We start from the raw sequence: 21544 nt of genomic DNA on the forward strand, positions 1-21544 counted from the left end.
TTCAGTTTTTAATTGATAACAATTATCATTATCATAACTTTAAACGCTATTACTTCTTATGTCAACACGATTTAAAGCGATTGCAATAAGCTGTAACAATTTTGTGAATCATCACATCACTATTTAGCGGGTGCAGGGTATTGTCCCGACATACACCAAATCTCTTCGGATTCATATGTATATTAAAGGATCTTTCCAGGGAAGGAGCGCATGACAATGGGTATTTCAACGGGGGAGCAATATATCAGGCGGATCAATCAGCTAAAAACGAATATCTGGCTGGACGGGAGCCGCATTACCGGCAATATCTCAGACCATGCAGCCTTTAAAGGTGTCATGGCAAGCCAGGCGAAGCTATATGATCTTCAGCATCAGCCAGCATTAAAAGACGTCATGACGTTCGTTTCTGAAGAGTCAGGAAATCGTGTTGGCATGTCTTTTTTAGAGCCGAAGACAAAAGAAGATTTGGAAAAAAGAAGACTGATGATTCAGGAATGGGCAAAGAGTCACGTCGGGATGATGGGGAGGTCTCCGGATTATATGAATACGATTTTAATGGTATTAAATGCTGCTGCGGACCTTTTTACCGCTGAAGATGAAAGGTGCGCTGAAAATATCAGGAACTATTATCAATACGTGAAGGAGCATGACTTATCTTTAACCCACGTATTTGTCAGTCCTCAGAATAACCGTGGCAAACAGGATGGAGAAAGTGAGCAGATTGCAGCGCGGATGATCAGGAAAACGGAAGACGGCATCGTCATACACGGGTCCCGGATCTTAGCCACACAGGCAGGCGTGACAGATGAAATTCTGGTTTATCCAGTGCCATCGAACATAGATGATGAAGCTTTTTCCTATGCATTTGCGATTCCCTGTAATACGCCTGGCTTGTCATTTATATGCCGGGAGTCCTTTGTTTATAAAGATACTCATTTCGACCATCCGCTTGGCTCGAGGTATGATGAAATGGATGCAATTGTTGTGTTTGACAATGTCCTTGTTCCGTGGGAGCGGGTGTTTTTGCATGGCAGTCCAATCGTCAAGAAGCTTTTGTACAGCCAGAGTGACATGTTTGAACATACGGCTCATCAGGTCGTATCAAAAAACGTGATTAAAACAGAGTTTATCCTCGGTATGATTCAACTCATTATAGATGGCATCAACATTAGTGAATACCAGCATATAAGAGAAAAGTTTTCAGAAGTGGCCATGGCGCTTGAAGCAATGAGGGGATTTTTATATGAATCTGAGCGGAACGCAAAAATCAATCAGTGGGGCACGATGACGCCTGATGCGAATCCGCTGCTGGCTGCGGTGAATTACTATCCAGGGATTTATCCGCGTCTGATCGAAATCATTCAGCTGATGAGCGCAAGCGGGCTGGTCGCGATTCCTTCTGAAAAAGATTTTGCCTCAGATCAAAAGGATCTATTGAATCATCATCTTCAGACTGCCTGTCAGAATGGTTATGAAAGGGTCAAATTGTTCCGGCTTGCATGGGATTTGTCGATGAGTGCCTTTGGTTCGAGGCAGCAGTTATATGAGCGGTTCTTTTTTGGGGATCCAGTCCGGCTTGCAGATCAGCTGTACAGCAGGTATGACAGAGGGGATTCGGTTAGCATGGTAAAGGCATTTCTGGCGCGCCAGTAAAATGATAGCCGGACTTTCAGGACATTGGCTGATGTGTTGAAGAACGCCAGACCGGACTCCTATTCACGGTGCTCCCTGTGCTTCCGGTCCAGCTCTTTCAGGTGCTTTTCATAAGCCGCCTCTGCTTTTGTTAATGTTGGGTAGGTTTCTGATAATTTCTTATGTATATTATTCAGCAGATATAGCCCTCTGAATAAACAGCCTGCAACAATACCAAAAGCAACCAGTCCACCAATCAGGGGACCCATCATCATTAAAAGGTAGCCTAAGATCGCTGCTAAAATAATTGAAATTGTTAAATACACGAACAGTCATCCTTTATATACATTTTTGAAAAATCATCCTGTTTCTTTAAATGTTTTTATTGTAACATATTGAAAAAGCGCAGGCGGGGGTCTGTCCCAGCCTGCGCTTCACTTATTTAGAAACCGAAAATCCCTGCTCTTCATTCACACCATTTTGCTCCATGAACGTATTCAGCAGATCACGTACTTCATCTGTTGTTTCTGTCTCCATCAGGCGATTTCTCAGCTCACTCGCTCCACGGAATCCGCGGACGTAGATCTTGAAGAATCGGCGGAGTGGCTTGAAGGCACGCGGCTCAAGCTCTCTTGAATACTTGTCATGCAGGTCAAGCTGCAGACGTAATAGATCAAGCAGTTCCTCACTTGTATGCTCTTTTTTCTCTTTTTCAAATGCAAACGGGTTATGGAAAATCCCGCGTCCGATCATCACACCATCAATTCCGTACTTTTCAGCAAGCTCAAGACCCATCTGACGGTCCTCAATATCACCATTAATTGTGAGCAGCGTATGCGGTGCGATCTCATCGCGAAGCTTTTTGATCTCAGGGATCAGCTCCCAGTGCGCAGGCACGTTACTCATCTCTTTTTTCGTACGCAGGTGGATCGACAGGTTGGCAATATCCTGCTCAAGAATATGCTTCAGCCAGTCATGCCACTCATCCACATTCGTGTAGCCAAGACGCGTCTTCACGCTGACTGGAAGGCCCCCAGCTTTTGCTGCCTGAATAATGGCAGCCGCAGTCTCCGGATGTCGGATCAGCCCCGACCCTTTTCCGTTCGCTGCGACGTTCTGCACAGGACAGCCCATATTAATATCCACACCGCGATAGCCCATTTCAGCCATCCCGATACTCATCTGACGGAAATATTCAGGCTTATCACCCCAGATATGCGCAACGATCGGCTGTTCATCTTCAGTAAAAGTAAGCCGCCCCTTTACGCTGTCTTTACCGCGCGGGTGACAGTAGCTCTCAGAATTCGTAAACTCCGTAAAAAACACATCAGGTCTCGCTGCTTCACTGACAACATGACGAAACACGACATCCGTCACTGCTTCCATCGGTGCAAGCACAAAAAATGGACGCGGTAACTCATGCCAGAAATTATCTTTCATATCTATCTGAACCCTTTCTATAGAGGAAACACGTTCCCAACGTATTATATAAAATCATCAATGACTAGTTTCGCTTGACTTTGGTCTTTATATACTTTAATAGGATTTGGGTGAAAGTGCAAGGGGAGGGGGCTTTATAAAGTGTGGAAGAAAACTTTTGGAGGATGTAATCGTTACGCTGCGCTTCAGGCGGACGCTTTCCGCAGGGCCGGCGGTGAGCCTCCTCGGATGCTTCGCACCTGCGGGGTCTCACCTGTCCGGCTTCTCCTGCTGGAATCGCCGCCTTACGCTTCGCTCCACTTGGAAAGTTATATAAGATATCATTTTGTCTCTCTGCTCAGTCTATATGAACAGGCTCATTTTTAATTAACTAACCACTACAATCTCCTGATTATCATAAAGCTTCTTCACGCGGTCATTCACATTTTCCGTAATCAGGTACGTCAATTGACTTGTTGGGCAGATAATATGGTTTGATACAGTATCAAGCTTATCAGACGTCACCATCGCCAGGGTTTTAGCTGATACATTGACCATTTTCCTTTTTACAAGCGCTTCAGAAATACTCGGTACACTGATCCCGATATGCGGATCGATATTATAGACGCCCATAATGTAGAGGTCGGCTCTCATCGTTTCAAGCGCCTCTACTGTGTCGATCCCGAGCGTAACCATTGATTGCTTGAAAAGCGTTCCCCCGATCATAATGACCTCTACATCCTGATGATCTTCAAGGGCCATTGCGATCGGAGGACTATTTGTAATGATCGTTGCCTTTAAGGTAAGAGGCAGCTGATTCACAAATTGCAGGTTCGTCGTGCCTCCGTCAATCAAAATCACCATCTCATCCTTGATAAAGTCCATTGCCTTTTTAGCCAGGATCGTTTTAATGTCACTGGATATATGCTGACGCGTGGTGAAATCCACTACCGGCGGACCTACTCTGAGGGCACCGCTATGTACACGTTTGATCAGTCCCTGCTTATCCAGTTCTTTTAAATCTCTTCTGATTGTATCTTCTGAAACGGATAACCTGCGGCTCAGGTCGGTGGCAATAATTTTATGTTCTTCCTCTAATATCTCTACAATTATTTGTTGTCTTTCCTCTTTTAGCATTTGATCGATCCCCTTTGTTCATCTGGAATTATCTTTATTTTACCACAAATGAAGGGAAACACGAAAACTTTCGCGCATTAAACGCGCTAAAAAATGCAAAAACAGGCTTTACATAATTAATGAAAGCGCTTATAATGATTTAAACAAGCAAAAACACGCACAAGGAGGCACAAAAATGCAAAAGAGAAAAATCGATATCGCACCATCAATTATGTGCGCTGATCTTTGTAACTTAGAACAAGGTGTTAAGAATATAGAAGAATTAGGGCTAGACCTTTTACATGTCGATGTCATCGATGGATATTTCAGTCCAAGCATGCCTCTGGGCATAGATACGATCAAACAATTAAAAACACGCACAAACATGAAATTTGATGTGCATGTTATGGCTAAAGACAATGAGTACTTCATTCAGGAAATGATTCAAATTGGTGCAGAGCAGATTACGTTCCATTTAGAAACAAGTAATCACGTGGACAGACATCTTCAACTGGTGAAGAAAAGTGGCTTACGTACAGGTATTGCTTTGAACCCTGCAACGCCGCTTTCAGAACTCGAATATATCCTGCCGTACTGTGACACTGTCCTGTTGATGCTGATCAACCCTGGCTTTGCAACGGATAAGAATGAGAAGCAGGTTGCCTATGCGGTTCAGAAAGTAAAGGATTTACGTGAACTGATTGATGAAAAAGGATTGGATACACGCATTGAAGTCGATGGACGCGTTTCATTTGAGACAATTCCGGAACTCGTAAAAGCCGGAGCAGACATTCTGGTCGCAGGAAGTACAAGCTTATTTGCTAAAGGGCAGAGCCTTGAAGAAAACAAAAAGCTGATGGAAGAAAAAATCACAGAAGGTTTATATGAGGAGGTAAAGTAAATGACTCATTATCATGAATCTGCAAAGGAAATTACAAACGAACTGGCTAATACGCTTCAAAATGTCAACGATGAAGAAGTGGCACTTTTAATGAAGGAAATCAGCCGTGCGGATAAAGTATTTTTTGTAGGAGTAGGACGGGTTTTACTTTCCTTAAAATCGATTGCAAAAAGACTGGCCCATCTCGGCGTCAACACTTATGTTGTCGGACAGATCACTGAACCGGCGATTACAGATAAGGATCTTCTGATTGTCGGGTCAGGAAGCGGGGAGACTGCTTTCCCGCTGATCATTGCGAAAAAAGCAAAGCAGCACAATGCAAGGGTTGCGCATGTTGGCGCGAATCCTGAAAGCTCAATGAGAGAATTCTCAGACGTATTTGTCCGAATTCCTGTGAGCACGAAGCTGAACAGACCAAATGAAATTCCATCGATCCAGCCGATGACAAGTTTATTTGAACAAAGTCTGCTGGTACTTGGGGACACATTAGCGTTAATGATGATTAAGGAACAGGATATTGATATGAAAAATCTCTGGGAGTATCACGCAAACCTGGAGTAGAGAATCGCAGGAGAAAGGAGAGATGAGGACATGCAGGCAGTACATTTTGGAGCGGGAAATATTGGTAAAGGTTTTATCGGCTACTTGCTGAGTAAGAACGGATATGATGTATGCTTTGTTGATGTAAATCAGCAAATGATTGATCAGATCAATAGTCGTAACAGTTATGATATTGAGCTGCTGAGTGATGATCGTCGCATGGAAACCATTTCACCTGTCTCCGCATTAAACAGTATGACACAAAAAGATGCTGTAGTTGACAGGATTGTAAATGCAGATATCATCACGATGTCAGTCGGCGTCCAGAACCTGTCAAAGGTAGCGGGTGTGCTTGCTGAAGGCTTGAAAAAGAGAGCTGTTGAAAATCCTAAGCCACTCAATGTGATGGCCAATGAAAATGCGATCAATGCGAGTTCAACGTTGAAAAAAGAAGTGGCTGAATACTTGACGCAGGAGGAAATGAAAGAGCTTGGCGCCTTCATTGCTTTCCCAAATACTGCCGTTGACCGTTTGGCGTTATCAAGGCAAAGTAAAAGTGTAGAGATCCCGATCGTAGAGCCATTTTATGAATGGGTAATTGATGAGTCTGAAAAGGTGGATGATGGTCTGCCAAAGCTTCAGGGCGTCACTTACACACAGGACCTGACTCCTTTCATCGAAAGAAAGCTCTATATCGTGAATATGGGACATGCAGCAGCTGCCTACCTTGGCTATCTGAAGGGATGCCATACGATCAGAGAAACACTTCAATATGCTGAACTTGAAACGCTGGTGAAAGGCGCAATGAAGGAGGCTGCCGGTTATATCGTACAGACATTTCAGGCTGACCCTGAAGAACTGGACCGATTTATCGAAAAGACGCTCGGCCGTTTTAAAAACCCGCATGTAGATGATGACGTGAAAAGAGTCGGCAGAGCCCCACTTAGAAAGCTCGGACTTCGCGAGCGGCTCGTTCATCCCACAGTGTCGTTATTTGAAGCAGGTTATTCAGTAGAGCATCTGACAACAGCCATTGCTGCAGGATTTCTATTCGATACCTCTGAAGATGAGGAAGCTGTCGAGCTTCAGAATTACATTGCAGAGAACGGGATCGAAAAAGCGATTCAAAACATCAGCAGTATAAAAGATCAAAACCTTCAAAGTAAAATATTGAATAAATACAACGATTTAAAAGCGTCAGCGCTCAATTAGAGGAGGGACAATCATGCTAGCAGATTTATTAAAAGGAAATATTCACTTTGCAAACGGTATGTCCACGTGGGAGGAGTCAATTAAAGTTGCTGCAGAACCACTTTTAAGTAAGCGCTTTATTAATGAATCTTATGTACAGGATATGATTAAAAATGTTGAAATCAACGGCTCATATATCGTGATTGCGCCGGGTATTGCAATGCCTCACGCCCAGAATCAAGGTGGTGTATTGAAAACGGGGATCTCATTCCTGAAGCTTGAAAACAGTGTAACTTACCCTGAGGAGAAAAATGTAAATATTCTTTTTGTACTTGCGGCTGAAGACAGCGAGGGTCACCTGGAGTTAATTTCAGACTTGTCATCCTTATTGATCGATGAAGACGTAATGGAGCAGTTAAAGCAGTCAACAGACGAAGAAGAGGTCCTGAATCTGATTGAATCACTGGAATAAAACGAAAAGAAGGGGATGAATGTAATGACAAACGTAGCGAATGTTCCGGAATACGGTCAAAACGGCGATAAGAAGCCATCAATTCGTGCAAAGATCCAGGCGATGGGCGGCTTCTTAACCAACATGGTTTTACCGAATATCGGTGCTTTTATTGCCTGGGGTATCTTAACTGCGCTCTTTATTCCGACTGGCTGGATTCCAAACGAGCAGCTTGAACAGATTGTCGGACCAGCCATTACGTACCTGCTGCCGTTACTGCTTGCTTATACCGGTGGACGAATGATTGCCGGTCAAAGAGGGGCTGTCATGGGTGCGATCGGTGCCATCGGACTGATTGTCGGATCTGATATTCCGATGTTCCTTGGGGCAATGATTATTGGACCATTAGGCGGTTATGTGATCAAGAAGTTTGATAAGCTGATTGAAAACAGAATTGCTGCCGGCTTTGAAATGATCGTTAACAACTTCTCAATCGGTATTTTAGGCTTCGGTTTAATGATCATCTCTTATTTGTTCATTGGACCAGTCATTCAATCTCTGAATGAAGCAATGACATCAGCCATTCAGGCGCTGGTGGCGACAGGCTTCCTGCCGCTGCTATCTATTGTGAATGAACCTGCGAAAGTGTTGTTCCTGAATAACGTGATTGATCAGGGGATTTACTATCCGCTTGGACTGCAGGAAACAGTTGAAGCCGGGAAATCCATCTTCTTTACAGTCGCTTCAAACCCTGGACCGGGTCTTGGACTACTTCTTGCATTCACGCTATTTGGTGGAAAGATAGCCAGGAGAACAGCGCCGGGTGCGATTGTGATTCATTTCCTTGGTGGTATTCACGAACTGTATTTCCCGTACGTACTAATGAAACCACTTACAATCATCGGTATGATCGCAGGGGGTATGTCAGGAATTGCAGTGTTCAGCCTGTTTGATGCAGGTCTTGTAGCAGGACCGAGTCCGGGATCAATCTTTGCTTACCTGGCTCTTACACCAAGAGGAAACTTCCTTGGCATCATCTCAGGTGTACTGGTTGCTGCAGCAGTAACATTTGCGGTAACATCCGTGATCCTGAAGCTTGATAAAAATAAAGATGAAGAAGCTGACTTCAGCAGCTCACTTGCGAAGTCACAATCAATGAAAGCAGAAGGAAAGCAGCTGATGAATTTCTCAGCAGAATCTGCAGATACAACAAACGTAAGCAAAATCTCATTTGCATGTGATGCCGGAGCGGGAAGCAGTGCGCTCGGTGCAACCACCTTCAGAAAGAAGCTCCAAAAGAGAGGAATCACAGACATTGAGGTTAAGCATTATCGAATCGAGGATGTCCCTGAGCACTCAGATATCATCGTCGTTCACAAAAACCTCTCTGATCGCGCAAGAATGGCTCATGACGATAAAAGAATTATTACGATTGAAAGTTATCTGAATGACCCGAGTCTTGATGAGCTGCTGGATCAGCTGGAGCAGGAAAAAGGATAGTTATGACATAGAGAGCTGACCCGGCGTTGATTGCAACTAAAAACAACGCCGGGTCAGCTTTAATATTTTCAAAAACCTCTATTCAACATAGAATATGATTTTTCTTACAGAAAACTGTTATGGAGATCAGTGTTTGTTATATAATGGTAAAAAATGTTTTCGGAGGTCAGGGAAAATGAACAATTCTTTCATTTTGACATGGGATGAATTTGACGAGTGCCGGAATACGATCAAGCATATCCTGTGGATGTACCATGATATGACCCGAATGTATGGCGGATTCGGGCACAACATTGACTTTGAACCAATTGATTATAAGCGATTCCTACTTACAGAAGTCGGTGAAGGCAGCATCTCTCTACAGGCAAAAGAGGCTGAGATCCTGAGACAGGGAGCACTTGTAGCGCTTGGCTGTGACGTCGTTAACCTGCTCGATGAAGCGCAGAGACGTTCTGAAGTGTACGAATTTATTAGCAGTGCGCTTGCAAGTCCTCTTTTACACGACAGGCCCTTTGATCAGGAAGTTCTCTCAGCGATGAAACAGGCTCTGGAAGAGGAGCCTGATAACGGATGGGAATCACTGACGTATGGAGCGGTGCTGGTGGTTAAGCTTGCAGAGGTGTATGACAACTATGTGCTCGGCTATTATCAGCAGCGGATGAATGAGATGAAACTGTAAAACAGGTAAACGACCATATTGAAGCGCAGGTTAAAGTGTCATGGATGGGCACTTTAACCCCCGTCCAGGCAGTGCAGTAGATATCACTTAATCTGCCCATCCCGCATCTCCACTACACGATCCGCATAACGAAGCATTTCCTCATCGTGTGTCACCATCAGAACAGCTGTCCCGGTGTTTGTTGTCATGTCTTTTAACAGTTTCATGATGTCGTGTGACCGCTTCGAATCCAGTGAAGCGGTCGGTTCGTCAGCGAAGACGATTTTTGGCTGGTGGATCAAGGCCCTTGCGATCGCGATCCGCTGTTTTTCGCCGCCTGACATGGTGTCAGGGTGTGCGTCTGGGCGGTGTTCCATTCCGACCCTGGTGAGTATGCGGCTGATCTCAGCAGGGGCTGTTTTTTTAGAAAGCTTTCTGCCTGAGGTTTTCAGCATGAGCTCCAGCTGTTCAGCGGCTGTCAGAAACGGAACAAGGTACGATGACTGAAAGATAAAGCCGAATGATCCGGCGCGTAGTGCTCTTAAGGCTTCCTGATCGAGCGCAGTCAGGTCGCGACCGTCAAAAAGTACGCTGCCTGAAGTCGTGGACTGCAGGCCGGCTGCAATTGAAAGCAGTGTGCTTTTTCCGGATCCGGATACACCGGTTAATGCAGTCAGTTTGCCGCTTTCGATGGTCAGCGTCACGTCTTTTAACACCTGTTCCGACACTTCGCCTGCTGAAAATGATTTTTCGATCTGTTTTAATTCCATCATCTTTACACCTCTCCCTGTCTGATCGCCTGCAGCGGCTCAATACGTTTAATCTGTATACCTGATAGTGTGGCGCCAAGAAACCCGACTAAAGTGAAGACAGCTGAGAGCTGAAAAGCTGTAACTGGTGCAAGCAGATAGGGCAGGTCACCCGGAGACACTGCATTCAGCAAAAAGCCTATAGAGAGTGATGCAGCGAGCGCGATCAGGGTGATAATGACGAGCTGCGTCCACATCATCCGGAACAGGTCCCGTGTCTTCACCCCGATTCCTTTTAAAATACCGTACAGCCCGATTTTCTGAACGTTCATCATATAAAAGAAGATCCCAAACAGCATCCCGCTGATTGCAATCAGGAACCAGACGATCATATTTAGCGATAGCTGTTCCGCGTTGTAGCTGGGAATCGTATTTAAAAATTCACTTTTAGAAAAGGCAGTCAGTCCGGATGCGCTGAGTTCATCACTACCAGGCACAAAGATCAGCTGGGAAGCTTTTGTGCGCGTCATCTGCTCAGCGTCGTCTGCTGATAAGAAGGCAGAGGGTGCATGGCTGAATTTTGCCTGCGGAACAAATCCTGCGACTGTAAATGTGGTGCCGGACTGTTCGTGTATCAGATGATCGCCGGTCTGATAGTCTTTTTTAAGGGATTCATCAAGTATGATATTGCCGTTTGATACGTGCTGATCTCCTGAATGAACAAAAGCCACACCCGTCTGCCGGTCTTCATCATCAGTTAAAAAACCCATCTGAAGTGACATGGCATAGCCGCCATGTTCATCAATTACCTGATCACGCAGCCCGGGGTCGATCACGGACATAGAATAGGTTTCTTCTGCATCGCTGCTCATGAGAAACTGACCCTCAGGCATATTGCGGATCAGCGAGGCGTTATCCTCTGATAAGCCATTCGCAAGCCCTGAGATCACAAAGGTCAGCAGGCTCACGAGAAAGACAATACTGCCCAGAATAAAAAACTTCAGTTTGTTTTTCTTCATTTCTTTCCATGCAAGGTTCATCATTTTTCCTCCTGTTGAACTGATAGGTCCAATCTTATAGAGGAAAGATGAACGGAGCATGAACAATGCGTAACAATTGCTCTACAGCCGTACTTTTACAGTCGTGCCCTGGCCCCTCGCACTTTCAATCCGCACAGTCCCGCCGTGCAGATCAATGATTTCTTTTACAATGGAGAGGCCGAGACCTGAACCCTTCTCTGACCGTGCTTCATCTGCTCTGTAAAAACGGTCGAACACTTGTGCAGCCTGCGTTTCAGTCATGCCAATCCCTTCATCTTTTATGATGATTTCCACATGACCCTGTCCTGCGCGGCAGGTCACTTCAATCAGACCGCCGTCATGACTGTATTTAATTGCATTTGTCAGCAGGTTTTCCCATACATTTTGCAGCAGCACACCATTTCCACGGACTGTCGCATGCTCCAGGTCAGCCGCAACTGCCAGTCCTTTTTCATCAAATAAATACCGCAGCCGCTCAATGATCGCTGTTAGCTGCGTTCTGACTTTAACTTTTTCACTTAAACTGTCCTCTTCGCTAAAAGAAGCAAGAATCAGGAGCTGCTTTGTCAGGCTTGAAATCTGTGCAGTTTCCTCCCGGATCATCCCATAATAATTCTGACGTTCCGATTCAGTCGATGGTTCTTTTTCAAGCAGTGAAAGGGTACTCTGGATTCTATGAAGCGGCGACTGAATATCGTGTGATACATGATGGACAAATTCCTCACGCTTTTGAATAGACCGGGCAATCTGCGTCCGCATCGCAGTGAATCGCTCAGCGAGACGGCCGATCTCATCACGACGTTTTACCTTCAGCGGCAGATCAAACGATTCACGCTCCATCTGCTCAGCCGCTTCTGTCAGCTGCACAATCGGCCGCGTTAAAAGCCTTGCCACAATCATCATCAAAAGAAAGCTCAGTAGAATAATACCGGCAGCAAGTCCTGCAAAAAGCCAATGCAGCTCCTGAAAGAGCAGTCCGATATCCGGCCGCATAAACAGCGCATAATCCGCCCCGTCAATTGTGACAGGAACGCCGACTGTATTGCGTAGCTCATTCGCAAAGAAACCCGTAATAAAAGCAGACCGCGGGAACTCGCTGATGCCGTGATACTGCTCTCCATTTAACACACTCGAAATAACGTCCTCACTGAGTGTCCGCTCCCGGTATTCACCGCCGTAAAATTCACTCCGGCCATTTCCGGTCAGGTAAAACTGATACCCGGCATCCCCGAGAAGGCTGAGTGTTTCAGCGGGTTGACCGGACCCGGACTCCAATTGCTCAGCTACTTCAATTAAAATCCCCATATTTTTATCATTATTCGCATCCTTCAGGTTCAGATCATAGTACACATTCATAACTAAAAATCCAATCAGGCTGCTGACCAGCATCGTGGTAAAAGTAAACCAGATAAATTTAACATATAAATTCATTGCGTCACCTCAAGCTTGTATCCGACACTGCGCACAGTGACAATTTCAACCTCTGAATGTTGGAGCCTGCTGCGAAGCCTTTTAATATGTACATTCACTGTCTGTTCGTCTCCCTCATAATCAAATCCCCATACGCGCTCAATGATCTGATCGCGTGTAAAAGCCTGACCCGGCTGGGCAGCAAGCAGTGAGAGCAGTTCAAACTCCTTCAAAGGAATAATCAGTTTCTTACCGTCAATCCTGATATCGTAGCTTCTGCGATCAATGACTAAATCACCGGCCGTCAGCGTATCATCAGAACCGTGTACCCGCCGGAGTACTGCCTTCACTCTGAACAGCAGTTCCTTTGCTTCAAAAGGCTTCACAATATAATCATCGGAACCTGCAGAAAACCCTCTTTCCTTATCCTCAATATGATGCCGCGCCGTCAGTAGAATCACCGGAATCCCATACATCTCCCTGATCATCTTCGTCAGCTCAAACCCATCAATCCCCGGCATCATCACATCCACCACAGCCAGATCCACGCGTTCATTCTCAAGCCGTTTCAGTGCATCCTCGCCATTTGACGCCAAAACTGTAAAATAACCCGCTTCGCGCAGCTCTCTGCCCGTAAAATCAAGCATTCGCTGATCATCATCTACTGCTAGAATGTGTATCATTGTCTTCACCTCTGTCAGGTTGTTTTGTGTATAGTTTACATGATTATAGGAGCAATAGTGTGACGAAGGTGTGTGTAAAAAATAATGGAGCTCAGTGTATAATAGTCACACGGATTGACTTCCATAAATGAGAGGATGTACCACATGAATAATCAGAGCAGTCAAAATAAACTTGCGTGGGAGCACCGTGCATATGAATTCTGGTGTAAAAAAGACGGTACCCCGGAGAATAAGGCAAAAGAGATCATGAAAAATCCGGAAGCAGCCTTAAAGAAACACAAACCCTATTTTGATCGCATTGAGGGCATGAAAATCGCTAACATTTGCGGATCAAATGGCAGAAAAGCGGTTCCTCTTTCTATACTGGGTGCAGACGTTACTGTTTTCGATCTGTCAGAGGAAAATAGAAGGTATGCTTTGGAATTAGCTCATCATGCAGGCGTGACGATTCAGTACATAACAGGCGATATATATGATATTGATTTGAAAACATACAAAGATTCATTTGATCTGCTTTATTTGGAAGGAGGCATCCTTCATTACTTTGATGATATTGATCAGTTGATGACGATTCTTTTTTCCATGCTGAAAAGGGGCGGTCGCATGATTTTAAGCGATTATCACCCTGTGAAAAGATGCATTGATGAAGACCTCCGTTATCATCCTGTGTATTTTGAACAGTCATTATGTAAGGGGGATATCGCCTATAAACAGTTCTTTGATAAGTCAGAGCAGCAGGGGTTTCCTGATGTATCTTTGAAATTTCACACCCTAAGTGAAATCATTAATTCAGTGGTAAAGACAGGGTTCACATTGGATCGTTTTGATGAACATCGCGGTTGGAAGGGTGAGAATATCCCTTGGGAATTTACGATTCTGGCGGGGAAGATAAGGAGTTCTAAATATGCAGCAGTCTAAAGAAATGATTATCAGTCAGGAAAATAGCATTAAAAGCCAAAGCAAGCGCTATGCAATCAGAAATCATCAGGAGCTCATCGGCACAATTGAGGAAGACCTGACTAGTTCAAGAGATAGGGTCAATCTGCTGTTAAAAGGGATTAGTCTGTTCTCAGTGACAAGTATGCACTTAAAGATCCTTAATCAGCAGGACCAGCGTATTGGTATGTTAAAAAAGAACAAAGGATTCAGCAGCATATATGAATTTATTTCGGCGGATCAATCAGTTTATATCATTGAGGCAAAAGCAAATTTCAAGCAGCGTAAGCCCTCTATTACGGTATCAAGTCAAAGCCGGGAGCTGTTCAGAGGATCAGCTGGATTTTATGTAACATGGTTTGAGTTTACTGGTGAGACAGGGAAAAGAATACTGACAGTTGAGAAGACTGCAGCTCCTTTCAGCTTAAAAGAATTGATTATCGCACCTGATGTGTACCGTGCAATTCCTGCTGATCAGGAAGCGATCGACCCAGCGTTGATTGCTGCATTAGTGCTTGTCATAGACATCCATTTTCACGAGCGTTAATCTGTTCAGTGAAAAAAAGGCAGCTCCACCAATTAGCCGGAGCTGCCATGTATCAAACAGAGTTTATCCAGTTACCACCATCACACCACCACAATGAGAAACCTTGTGAAACTCAATAGCGCATTTCCCTTCGAGTGAAGCCTTCAGCTCATCAAAAACAAAATAAAATTCATCCTCATCCCAATGTTCAAGATTATCTTTGCGACATGTCTCAAGCTGGTCTCTTGTTTCAAAAGAAACATCTCCAATGAGCAGCTGGCCGCCTGTTTTCAAATGAGATAACAGTTCACGGATAAAATTTACTTTTTCTTCATCATTCAGATGATGCAGCGTGTAAGTGCTGACAATAAAATCGTACTTTTTATCCTTAAGGACAGGCGGGATTCCGTTTGTAATATCCCACTCCATCAGGTTCGCAGCAGGCATCTTCACCTGTGAGATTGATATCATTTGAGAAGAAAAATCGACTCCATCAATCAAATGTCCATTTTCATACAGCTTATTCGTCAAGACACCTGTACCAAATCCGATATCAAGCACGTCAGTATTTTTCTTATGCATCACTGCGTTAAAAATCGTATTCAATATTTCTTTGTAGCCGGCAAAAGGATATAGATCGTTTTCCTCACTCACCTTTACCGTCTGATCATAATCATTTGCCCATAAATTAAATCCTTTATTATTTAACAAGAATGCTCCCCCTGTATGTTTCAGTCTGACGGGCATTCATATAGAACTGCCCGTTTTAAAGCCCGATAACCTCAATGTTTTTGGCGTTTTTCATGTGTAACCACACCTTCCAGTTATTTGTATTGATTGTAACGCTTTTTAAGTGTTTTTGCATCATAAACAGTGGGGACGGAGGTTAAAGTGCACACCCTAAAAAAACAAGCTTACTCAGCACTCGTCTCTCTCCCGGGGAAGATCTCAACCGCTGTGTTTCTTCAGTTTACATTGGTTATAGCATCGCTTGGCATTATTTTCAGAATACTGGGCCTTAGAAAATAAAGCGGTAAGGGGAGGCTGGCTCCAGTGAGTGCGTTAGTAGTCAGCGGACGATTTCTTATCCTGTTCTTTGTGATCTTGTTTGGATATGCTGCTTCTTTTGGGGAGTGACAGGTTCAACGAAAATAGTACGATGTTCACCTTTTTATTTAGAGGTATGCTAAAGTGAAATTAAAAAGTTCCTATAAAGAAGGTGCTTGATCGTGAACCTGGAATTGATCGCGTATATTACGCTGGCATGCACGTCAGGGGTGCTGAATTTATTTTTGAGTCTGTATGTTTTTTTCAAGCGTCATCAGTATACGAGCATTGCATATATTTTTGTGGTTTATACGCTGTTGATCAGTATTTACTGTTTTGGTACTGCATTTGGTCTGATGTCTGAGAACCTGGCAGAAATTAAGTTCTGGACAGTGATCCTTTATATAGGCATGCCTTTTTCAGCCCCTGTAGGACTGCTGTTCATTATGCAGTATTTAGGGATAAATGCATTGAGAATGAGATACCTCATGCTTCTGGTGATTCCTTTAGTAACACTGTTAATGGTGGCGACGAATGACTTCCATCATTTATATTACCGCGTATATGAAGTAGACCCCGTGCTTGGTGCGCCATACGTTCAGCAGGAGGTTGGGGTCTGGTATCTGGTTCACGGGATTGTGACGTTTTCTAGTATGTTTGTCGCTTTATATTTATTACTTTCTCATTGGGGGGATACAGACAGAGAATATCGTCCGCAGCTTGTTGCACTAATATTTGGACAGTTGATTCCGATTGTATCTGCTTTTGTATACCTGATTGGCCTTACACCGCCTGGCATAGATCCTGTGCCTCTTGTATTATGGATTTCTTCTATTCTATATCTGTGGTCGATTGGATCTTCACGCCTTTTCAGAATCATGCCTATCGCAAAAACAACGATTTTTAACAGCATCAATGATGGAGTCATCGTATTGGATGCTTCCCGCAGGCTGATCGAATACAACCAGGCCTCTGAAAACATGTTTCCGAAGTTGTCAAAAGCGATGTTTGGACGGGATTTTAATTATGTGTGGAAGCAGGTATCCGGAAAAGATTTTCCATTCCAATCCATGGAAGCCGCAGCTCAGCAGGAATTGCAGCTGTCAGGAGAAGACGGTCCCATACACACCTACCAGGTACGATCCACACCGATTCATCATGGCTTTCATTATAAGGGTCAGTTGATCATCTTTACAGATATCACCGAAGTCAAAAGGCTTCAGCTTCAGCTTGAGCATCACGCATACCATGATGAGTTGACTCAAATTTATAATCGGCGTGCGTTTTTCCAAAAGTGTGAGCAATATTTTTCACAGGCCATGGAAAACAAACTTCCACTGACAGTGATCCTGCTGGATATTGATCATTTCAAAAAAGTGAATGATACGTATGGACATGCTGTTGGCGATGACGTGCTCAAGCATATGGTAAAAGTGTGTCAGGAGATTCTTGGTCCGGATGTATTATTCGGACGGTATGGTGGAGAAGAGTTTGTCATCGCACTGAGAGAGACTGACCTGAAAGCAGGGGAACAACTGGCAGACCGCCTGCGGGTGCATGTTGAAAAAAACCCTTTTCCGATGGAAGAAGGCTTACTTCCTGTTACCCTAAGCCTTGGCGTTTCATGTGTATTACATGAGCCTGATGAAACATTATTTCAGCTTTTGAATCAGGCGGATAAGGCTTTATATGAGGCGAAGCGCAAGGGGCGTAACAGAGTCTCTGTTTTTGATCAGAAACACCACCCTTTAAAAGCAGGAAATAGATAAAAACTGTGTGTTTCACGTGGAACAAAGGAGGTGAAAAGATGACTAACGCTGAAGAATACGACGATCCGGAACTCTACGATAAAGAGAATGGCCATTATATCCCTGAACTTACCCTCTTACGCAAGTGGGCAGCAGACAGACAGGGAACAATTATAGATATCGCCTGCGGAACAGGAAGAGTAACGATTCCTTTAGCAGAGACAGGGCTTCAAGTGCTGGGTGTAGATGTACATAAGGGGATGCTGAATCAGGCAGAAAGCAATGCAGCTGGTCTGGATATCGACTGGATCCAACAGGACTGTACCAGACTTGATTTGAGTGTGAAAAGCCCGCTCATCTACTCAGCAGGAAACTCTTTTCAGCATTTCCTGACCAATGAAGATCAGGATGGCCTGCTTTCTTCTGTGAACAGGTATTTAGAAAAAGAAGGCATCTTTATTTTCAACACTAGATTTCCAAATGCTGAAGAGCTGCTTCAGCCTGAAACGGAGGAATACTGGAGAACCTACAAAGACGGGGAATATAAAGTGGACGTCTCCACAATCAGCCGCTATGACGCTCTTCAGCAGATCCAGCACTACACAACGATTCGGCGCTATAAAAACAGCAATGATGAGGCTGTGGATGAAAAGCGGACGAATATCAGCCTGAGGTACGTGTATCCGAAAGAAATGGAAAGATTATTAGGTGCGCATGGATTTGAAATCACACATATTTATCAGGATTGGAAAGAAACTCCGGTGACAAACGAGAGCTATGAGATGATTTATGTGTGTAAAAAAACTAAATAAAAACATGAAAAAGTGACTGAACGCTTTGAGTTCAGTCACTTTTTTCAATGAATCAACTGAGTTTTTGAATCAGCTCTACTCTATTTCCAAAAGGGTCTCTGAACTCAAAGCGATCAAAATCCGGAATCGGAATGCCTTCAAGAATCTCAATTCCCTCACTTTCAAGAACATTTTTCCAATGTCTCAAATCAGTCACTTCATAAGCAAGATGCGCTTTTGTAGTTGTCCGGTCAAACCCTTCCTCAGTCCCCACATGAACCTCTGCATGGCCAGCTGTCAGCCAGAAGCCGCCCCGTCCCTGTAATGATTCAGGCTTTTCTTTTTCAGTGAAGCCCAGAACCTCACAATAAAACCTTCTGCCCTGTTCCTCTGTCCCTTTTGGAATCGTAATTTGTGCGTGATGTAAGCCAATAACCATGTGGTACTACTCCTGTATGTAAAAGTGGTATAACAGCTTACTCTATTTTACAGGAAAAGAAAGGGATTTACATGTGTGGGACAGAAGTGTGAGGGTGGAAAGTTGTTGTCCAGCTTTTTGAAGAAGAGGTTCAGGAATATATAAGGAAGCAATGCTTTAAACTCGTATTTAAAAGGGGAGAGCTATGAAAACAAACTTCGATTTTCTTAAAAAAGTAAAAGGAATGAATGTCTCCGCGATTTATGGTGATTTGCTTCATACATATAAAGACGGCGATAAAATCTCTGTCATTGCATCTCCCGGTGTGCTTTGTTTCATGAAGAAGCATGCTGATCGTGATGAAAAGTTCTGGCTGATAAAGTGGGAAGAACTGTACTCAGGAAATGATGCACTAATCGTTAAGGAGCAGGATACACCGGCACCACTCAATTATAAAGAGACCGAGTCCGGGCAGCAGAAATATATTGTCTCATCCGCAAGCTTTACAACCTTTCGTAGTGAGATAAAGAATGTGTGGGGGTATGGATTTACAGAGGAAGGAGAAGTCTGGCTCGGAGACATCATACTGGAGCTTGAAGATTCATTTATTCACATAGCCGCATCCCCGGCCATAGAGTACAAAGTGCTCGACGAATTTCCTGACACCCGTAGGTTATATGATGAGCTGTTAGTAACGACAAAGGAAGAGTGATAGATATTGGATATGAGATTAAGACCCATTGCAGAAAGCGATTTTAAAGATGTTTTAACGTGGAGCCGCGACTCAGCTTTCTGTGAGGCAAACGGATGGCCTGATGATAGAAGTACAGAAGAGCTGCAGCGCTGGTGGAGCCATTGTGTGAATAACGTTGATAAGGATTTTTTGCGTTTGGGCATTGAATTGAATGGAGAACTGATCGGTTATGCAGACTTAGCCTCAATCGAAAATGGGACAGCTGAGCTTGGCATTGCGATTGGAAAAAGTGCTGTGTGGGGAAAAGGGGTAGGCGCTCAGGCGGCTGTACATATCATGGAATATGGTGTGAAAAAGTTTAACCTCCATACATTCTACGCGGAAACACATGAAGCAAACGTCCGCTCACGCAGAATGCTTGAGAAGCTGAAGTTCAAAGAGATGAGGAGAGACGGGTTTGAAGTGTATCAGGAGGAAGAGAGCCGTCTGATTCAATACAGGTTGCTTATGAATGAATGAGAAGAGAGACCTTCATTGAAACAACGCGTACTGACTGGGGTTATAGTCGTTATCATAATATCCGGCGTTATCTGGATGATCATTCAAAATCAGCATACTCAAAACGCTCTATTGTATGAAGAACGCAGACAACAGGTTATGGATGAGCTGATTAAGGAACAGAACCCTATTGGACAATATCTGGTGAGGGTTGACTTAAATGATATGGCAATCCTGTTTGAAGAGGTTCAGGTAAAGAATCCTGACTATACGGAGGAGTGGCATGGTATTTAGAGAGAAGAGTAACAGAACGTTTATTAAACTTTTGTTCTATTCTCCCATCATTAAAAAGGCCCGGCAGGATCAAAAACTGCCGGGCTGGTTTTAAAATAATAATCATTCTGGCACACTAAGCTCTGGCATCGTTGTGCCGTTCAAATCACATCGTACTAATATCAATCACAAAACGATATTTTACATCAGAATCCATCACGCGCTTATACGCCTCATCGATCTCATCAGCAGAGATCACTTCGATGCTTGGTGCGATGTCATGTTCTGCACAGAAGTCGAGCATTTCCTGTGTTTCGCGGATACCGCCAATCATGGAGCCGGCAAATGAACGTCTGTGCGGAATAAGTGAGAATGCATTGACTTCAAGCGGTTCAGCAGGTGCTCCGACATTTACGAGCGTGCCGTTCAGCGTAAGCAGTGAAAGGTAGGCATTGATATCAAGCTTGGCACTGACGGTATTGATGATCAGGTCAAATGTGCCCGCAAGCTTTTCAAATGTTTCATCTTCACTTGTTGCATAGTAGCTGCTTGCACCGAATGCAAGACCATCCTCTTTTTTATTCAGCGTCTGCGATAGAACAGTCACTTCAGCACCCATGGCATGCGCAATTTTAACAGCCATATGTCCAAGTCCGCCCATTCCGACAACGGCTACTTTTTTCCCTGGACCGGCTTCCCAATGATTTAACGGTGAGAAAGTTGTAATCCCTGCACAAAGGAGTGGTGCAGCTTTATCAAGCGGGATGCTGTCAGGAATACCAAGTACAAAATCCTCTACAACTACGATATGTGTCGAATAACCGCCCTGTGTCGGCTCACCGTATTTATCCACGCCGGCATAGGTAGGTACATTCCCTTTCAGGCAGTATTGTTCCTCACCAGCCTTACAGTTTTCACATTCACCGCATGAGTCAACCATACAGCCGACGCCTACGCGGTCTCCCACTTTATATTTTGAAACGTTCTCTCCAACATCAGTAACAATCCCTGCAATTTCATGACCGGGTACTAGAGGATAATTGACTTCTCCCCAATCACCGTGTGCAGTATGAAGATCTGAGTGACAAATCCCTGCAAACTTAATTTCAATCAATATATCATGCTTATCCAGCTCACGACGCTCAATCTCAGCCTCACGAAACGACTTATCCGGCCCATCAACAGCTCTTGCTTTAGCAGTTACCATTATAAAACCTCCAGTTAATGTGTTTGAAAAAGGTGGTTGGTGCCTCTCTCTTGCAAACCATCTTAATCCTTATAGTTAACTCTAAGGCAAGAAATAAACCTTTATCCTATTAAATA

General features: G+C 44.1%; 24 protein-coding genes. 14 read left to right on the forward strand and 10 right to left on the reverse strand.

All coding sequences use genetic code 11. The features are described 5' to 3' along the window. The first annotated feature begins 216 nt into the window (after nt 1-216). Complete coding sequence (hpaB, locus tag JOD21_RS11615) at nt 217-1653, forward strand: 4-hydroxyphenylacetate 3-monooxygenase, oxygenase component (RefSeq protein WP_204729780.1); 1437 nt, start codon at nt 217-219, stop codon at nt 1651-1653. Nucleotides 1654-1712: 59 nt separating this feature from the next. On the opposite strand, the gene JOD21_RS11620 is transcribed toward hpaB, so the two are convergent. From JOD21_RS11620 to JOD21_RS11630, 3 genes are all read right to left on the reverse strand, one after another. Further along, on the reverse strand, nt 1713-1958 hold the full coding sequence (locus tag JOD21_RS11620) for a hypothetical protein (protein WP_204729781.1): 246 nt from the start codon (nt 1956-1958) through the stop codon (nt 1713-1715). A gap of 112 nt (nt 1959-2070) precedes the next feature. Beyond that, on the reverse strand, nt 2071-3072 hold the full coding sequence (locus JOD21_RS11625) for a tRNA dihydrouridine synthase (protein ID WP_204729782.1): 1002 nt from the start codon (nt 3070-3072) through the stop codon (nt 2071-2073). A gap of 366 nt (nt 3073-3438) precedes the next feature. Continuing rightward, nucleotides 3439-4188: a DeoR/GlpR family DNA-binding transcription regulator gene (locus tag JOD21_RS11630; protein ID WP_204729783.1), complete on the reverse strand. Its 750-nt coding sequence runs from the start codon at nt 4186-4188 to the stop codon at nt 3439-3441. A 175-nt stretch (nt 4189-4363) separates the two neighbouring features. Here JOD21_RS11630 and JOD21_RS11635 point away from each other — a divergent pair, with 175 nt between their 5' ends. The 6 genes from JOD21_RS11635 to JOD21_RS11660 all read left to right on the forward strand — a co-directional run bounded on the left by JOD21_RS11635 (nt 4364) and on the right by JOD21_RS11660 (nt 9429). Then, on the forward strand, nt 4364-5068 hold the full coding sequence (locus tag JOD21_RS11635; protein ID WP_204729784.1) for a ribulose-phosphate 3-epimerase: 705 nt from the start codon (nt 4364-4366) through the stop codon (nt 5066-5068). Further along, the gene (gene hxlB, locus JOD21_RS11640; protein WP_204729785.1) at nt 5069-5629 is read left to right on the forward strand and encodes a 6-phospho-3-hexuloisomerase; all 561 of its coding nucleotides are present in this window, start codon (nt 5069-5071) and stop codon (nt 5627-5629) included. It abuts the gene before it with no gap. A 30-nt stretch (nt 5630-5659) separates the two neighbouring features. Continuing rightward, nucleotides 5660-6820, forward strand: coding sequence for a mannitol-1-phosphate 5-dehydrogenase (locus JOD21_RS11645; protein ID WP_204729786.1), 1161 nt, complete (start codon nt 5660-5662; stop codon nt 6818-6820). A 13-nt stretch (nt 6821-6833) separates the two neighbouring features. Beyond that, nucleotides 6834-7271, forward strand: a complete 438-nt coding sequence (locus JOD21_RS11650; protein ID WP_204729787.1) for a PTS sugar transporter subunit IIA — start codon at nt 6834-6836, stop codon at nt 7269-7271. Nucleotides 7272-7295: 24 nt separating this feature from the next. After that, nucleotides 7296-8750, forward strand: a complete 1455-nt coding sequence (locus JOD21_RS11655; protein WP_204729788.1) for a PTS mannitol transporter subunit IIBC — start codon at nt 7296-7298, stop codon at nt 8748-8750. A 175-nt stretch (nt 8751-8925) separates the two neighbouring features. Next, a complete protein-coding gene (locus JOD21_RS11660) occupies nt 8926-9429 on the forward strand; it encodes a hypothetical protein (RefSeq protein ID WP_204729789.1) in 504 nt (167 codons plus the stop codon). An 83-nt stretch (nt 9430-9512) separates the two neighbouring features. Here the strand turns inward: JOD21_RS11660 and JOD21_RS11665 are convergent, their stop codons facing one another. The 4 genes from JOD21_RS11665 to JOD21_RS11680 all read right to left on the reverse strand — a co-directional run bounded on the left by JOD21_RS11665 (nt 9513) and on the right by JOD21_RS11680 (nt 13290). Then, complete coding sequence (locus JOD21_RS11665; protein WP_204729790.1) at nt 9513-10181, reverse strand: ABC transporter ATP-binding protein; 669 nt, start codon at nt 10179-10181, stop codon at nt 9513-9515. Between the two features lie 2 nt (nt 10182-10183). Then, nucleotides 10184-11197, reverse strand: coding sequence for an ABC transporter permease (locus JOD21_RS11670; RefSeq protein WP_204729791.1), 1014 nt, complete (start codon nt 11195-11197; stop codon nt 10184-10186). Between the two features lie 81 nt (nt 11198-11278). Further along, a complete protein-coding gene (locus JOD21_RS11675) occupies nt 11279-12628 on the reverse strand; it encodes a HAMP domain-containing sensor histidine kinase (protein ID WP_204729792.1) in 1350 nt (449 codons plus the stop codon). Beyond that, on the reverse strand, nt 12625-13290 hold the full coding sequence (locus tag JOD21_RS11680) for a response regulator transcription factor (RefSeq protein ID WP_204729793.1): 666 nt from the start codon (nt 13288-13290) through the stop codon (nt 12625-12627). Before JOD21_RS11680 ends, JOD21_RS11675 begins: the two co-directional genes overlap by 4 nt. A gap of 144 nt (nt 13291-13434) precedes the next feature. Here JOD21_RS11680 and JOD21_RS11685 point away from each other — a divergent pair, with 144 nt between their 5' ends. Together JOD21_RS11685 and JOD21_RS11690 are read left to right on the forward strand one after the other, a co-directional pair. Continuing rightward, complete coding sequence (locus JOD21_RS11685) at nt 13435-14208, forward strand: class I SAM-dependent methyltransferase (protein WP_204729794.1); 774 nt, start codon at nt 13435-13437, stop codon at nt 14206-14208. Next, nucleotides 14195-14773 (forward strand): hypothetical protein, encoded by a 579-nt coding sequence (locus tag JOD21_RS11690; RefSeq protein ID WP_204729795.1) that lies wholly within the window; start codon nt 14195-14197, stop codon nt 14771-14773. The genes JOD21_RS11685 and JOD21_RS11690 overlap by 14 nt, the downstream gene beginning before the upstream one ends. A 63-nt stretch (nt 14774-14836) precedes the next feature. Here JOD21_RS11690 and JOD21_RS11695 read toward each other — a convergent pair whose 3' ends face one another. Next, nucleotides 14837-15463 carry a class I SAM-dependent methyltransferase gene (locus JOD21_RS11695; RefSeq protein ID WP_239581560.1) on the reverse strand — a complete coding sequence of 209 codons (627 nt, stop codon included), beginning with the start codon at nt 15461-15463 and terminating at the stop codon, nt 14837-14839. A gap of 518 nt (nt 15464-15981) precedes the next feature. Here JOD21_RS11695 and JOD21_RS11700 point away from each other — a divergent pair. Beyond that, entirely contained in the window at nt 15982-17568 is a 1587-nt protein-coding gene (locus JOD21_RS11700) for a diguanylate cyclase (protein WP_204729797.1), read from the forward strand. Between the two features lie 38 nt (nt 17569-17606). Further along, on the forward strand, nt 17607-18359 hold the full coding sequence (locus JOD21_RS11705) for a class I SAM-dependent methyltransferase (protein ID WP_204729798.1): 753 nt from the start codon (nt 17607-17609) through the stop codon (nt 18357-18359). 52 nt (nt 18360-18411) lie between these two features. Here the strand turns inward: JOD21_RS11705 and JOD21_RS11710 are convergent, their stop codons facing one another. Further along, nucleotides 18412-18777, reverse strand: coding sequence for a VOC family protein (locus JOD21_RS11710; RefSeq protein ID WP_204729799.1), 366 nt, complete (start codon nt 18775-18777; stop codon nt 18412-18414). A gap of 184 nt (nt 18778-18961) precedes the next feature. On the opposite strand from JOD21_RS11710, the gene JOD21_RS11715 reads away from it, so the two are divergent. Genes JOD21_RS11715 through JOD21_RS11725 form a run of 3 tightly spaced genes read left to right on the forward strand, consistent with a single transcriptional unit; the run spans nt 18962 to nt 20242 of the window. Next, on the forward strand, nt 18962-19468 hold the full coding sequence (locus JOD21_RS11715) for a hypothetical protein (RefSeq protein ID WP_204729800.1): 507 nt from the start codon (nt 18962-18964) through the stop codon (nt 19466-19468). A 12-nt stretch (nt 19469-19480) separates the two neighbouring features. After that, entirely contained in the window at nt 19481-19969 is a 489-nt protein-coding gene (locus JOD21_RS11720; protein ID WP_204729831.1) for a GNAT family N-acetyltransferase, read from the forward strand. 15 nt (nt 19970-19984) lie between these two features. Further along, complete coding sequence (locus tag JOD21_RS11725; protein WP_204729801.1) at nt 19985-20242, forward strand: hypothetical protein; 258 nt, start codon at nt 19985-19987, stop codon at nt 20240-20242. Between the two features lie 145 nt (nt 20243-20387). On the opposite strand, the gene JOD21_RS11730 is transcribed toward JOD21_RS11725, so the two are convergent. Then, the gene (locus tag JOD21_RS11730) at nt 20388-21428 is read right to left on the reverse strand and encodes an NAD(P)-dependent alcohol dehydrogenase (RefSeq protein WP_204729802.1); all 1041 of its coding nucleotides are present in this window, start codon (nt 21426-21428) and stop codon (nt 20388-20390) included. Nucleotides 21429-21544 lie beyond the last annotated feature (116 nt).

This window comes from Jeotgalibacillus terrae (genome assembly GCF_016908195.1).
Classification (GTDB): Bacteria; Bacillota; Bacilli; order Bacillales; family Jeotgalibacillaceae; genus Jeotgalibacillus; species Jeotgalibacillus terrae.

Excerpts from the sequence above, each read along its gene's own strand:
- hpaB (WP_204729780.1), top strand. The coding sequence starts at position 217 with ATGGGTATTTCAACGGGGGAGCAATATATCAGGCGGATCAATCAGCTA.
- JOD21_RS11625 (WP_204729782.1), bottom strand. The coding sequence starts at position 3,072 with ATGAAAGATAATTTCTGGCATGAGTTACCGCGTCCATTTTTTGTGCTT.
- JOD21_RS11630 (WP_204729783.1), bottom strand. The coding sequence starts at position 4,188 with ATGCTAAAAGAGGAAAGACAACAAATAATTGTAGAGATATTAGAGGAA.
- JOD21_RS11635 (WP_204729784.1), top strand. The coding sequence starts at position 4,364 with ATGCAAAAGAGAAAAATCGATATCGCACCATCAATTATGTGCGCTGAT.
- hxlB (WP_204729785.1), top strand. The coding sequence starts at position 5,069 with ATGACTCATTATCATGAATCTGCAAAGGAAATTACAAACGAACTGGCT.
- JOD21_RS11645 (WP_204729786.1), top strand. The coding sequence starts at position 5,660 with ATGCAGGCAGTACATTTTGGAGCGGGAAATATTGGTAAAGGTTTTATC.
- JOD21_RS11650 (WP_204729787.1), top strand. The coding sequence starts at position 6,834 with ATGCTAGCAGATTTATTAAAAGGAAATATTCACTTTGCAAACGGTATG.
- JOD21_RS11655 (WP_204729788.1), top strand. The coding sequence starts at position 7,296 with ATGACAAACGTAGCGAATGTTCCGGAATACGGTCAAAACGGCGATAAG.
- JOD21_RS11660 (WP_204729789.1), top strand. The coding sequence starts at position 8,926 with ATGAACAATTCTTTCATTTTGACATGGGATGAATTTGACGAGTGCCGG.
- JOD21_RS11665 (WP_204729790.1), bottom strand. The coding sequence starts at position 10,181 with ATGATGGAATTAAAACAGATCGAAAAATCATTTTCAGCAGGCGAAGTG.
- JOD21_RS11670 (WP_204729791.1), bottom strand. The coding sequence starts at position 11,197 with ATGAACCTTGCATGGAAAGAAATGAAGAAAAACAAACTGAAGTTTTTT.
- JOD21_RS11675 (WP_204729792.1), bottom strand. The coding sequence starts at position 12,628 with ATGAATTTATATGTTAAATTTATCTGGTTTACTTTTACCACGATGCTG.
- JOD21_RS11680 (WP_204729793.1), bottom strand. The coding sequence starts at position 13,290 with ATGATACACATTCTAGCAGTAGATGATGATCAGCGAATGCTTGATTTT.
- JOD21_RS11685 (WP_204729794.1), top strand. The coding sequence starts at position 13,435 with ATGAATAATCAGAGCAGTCAAAATAAACTTGCGTGGGAGCACCGTGCA.
- JOD21_RS11690 (WP_204729795.1), top strand. The coding sequence starts at position 14,195 with ATGCAGCAGTCTAAAGAAATGATTATCAGTCAGGAAAATAGCATTAAA.
- JOD21_RS11705 (WP_204729798.1), top strand. The coding sequence starts at position 17,607 with ATGACTAACGCTGAAGAATACGACGATCCGGAACTCTACGATAAAGAG.
- JOD21_RS11710 (WP_204729799.1), bottom strand. The coding sequence starts at position 18,777 with ATGGTTATTGGCTTACATCACGCACAAATTACGATTCCAAAAGGGACA.
- JOD21_RS11715 (WP_204729800.1), top strand. The coding sequence starts at position 18,962 with ATGAAAACAAACTTCGATTTTCTTAAAAAAGTAAAAGGAATGAATGTC.
- JOD21_RS11720 (WP_204729831.1), top strand. The coding sequence starts at position 19,481 with ATGAGATTAAGACCCATTGCAGAAAGCGATTTTAAAGATGTTTTAACG.
- JOD21_RS11730 (WP_204729802.1), bottom strand. The coding sequence starts at position 21,428 with ATGGTAACTGCTAAAGCAAGAGCTGTTGATGGGCCGGATAAGTCGTTT.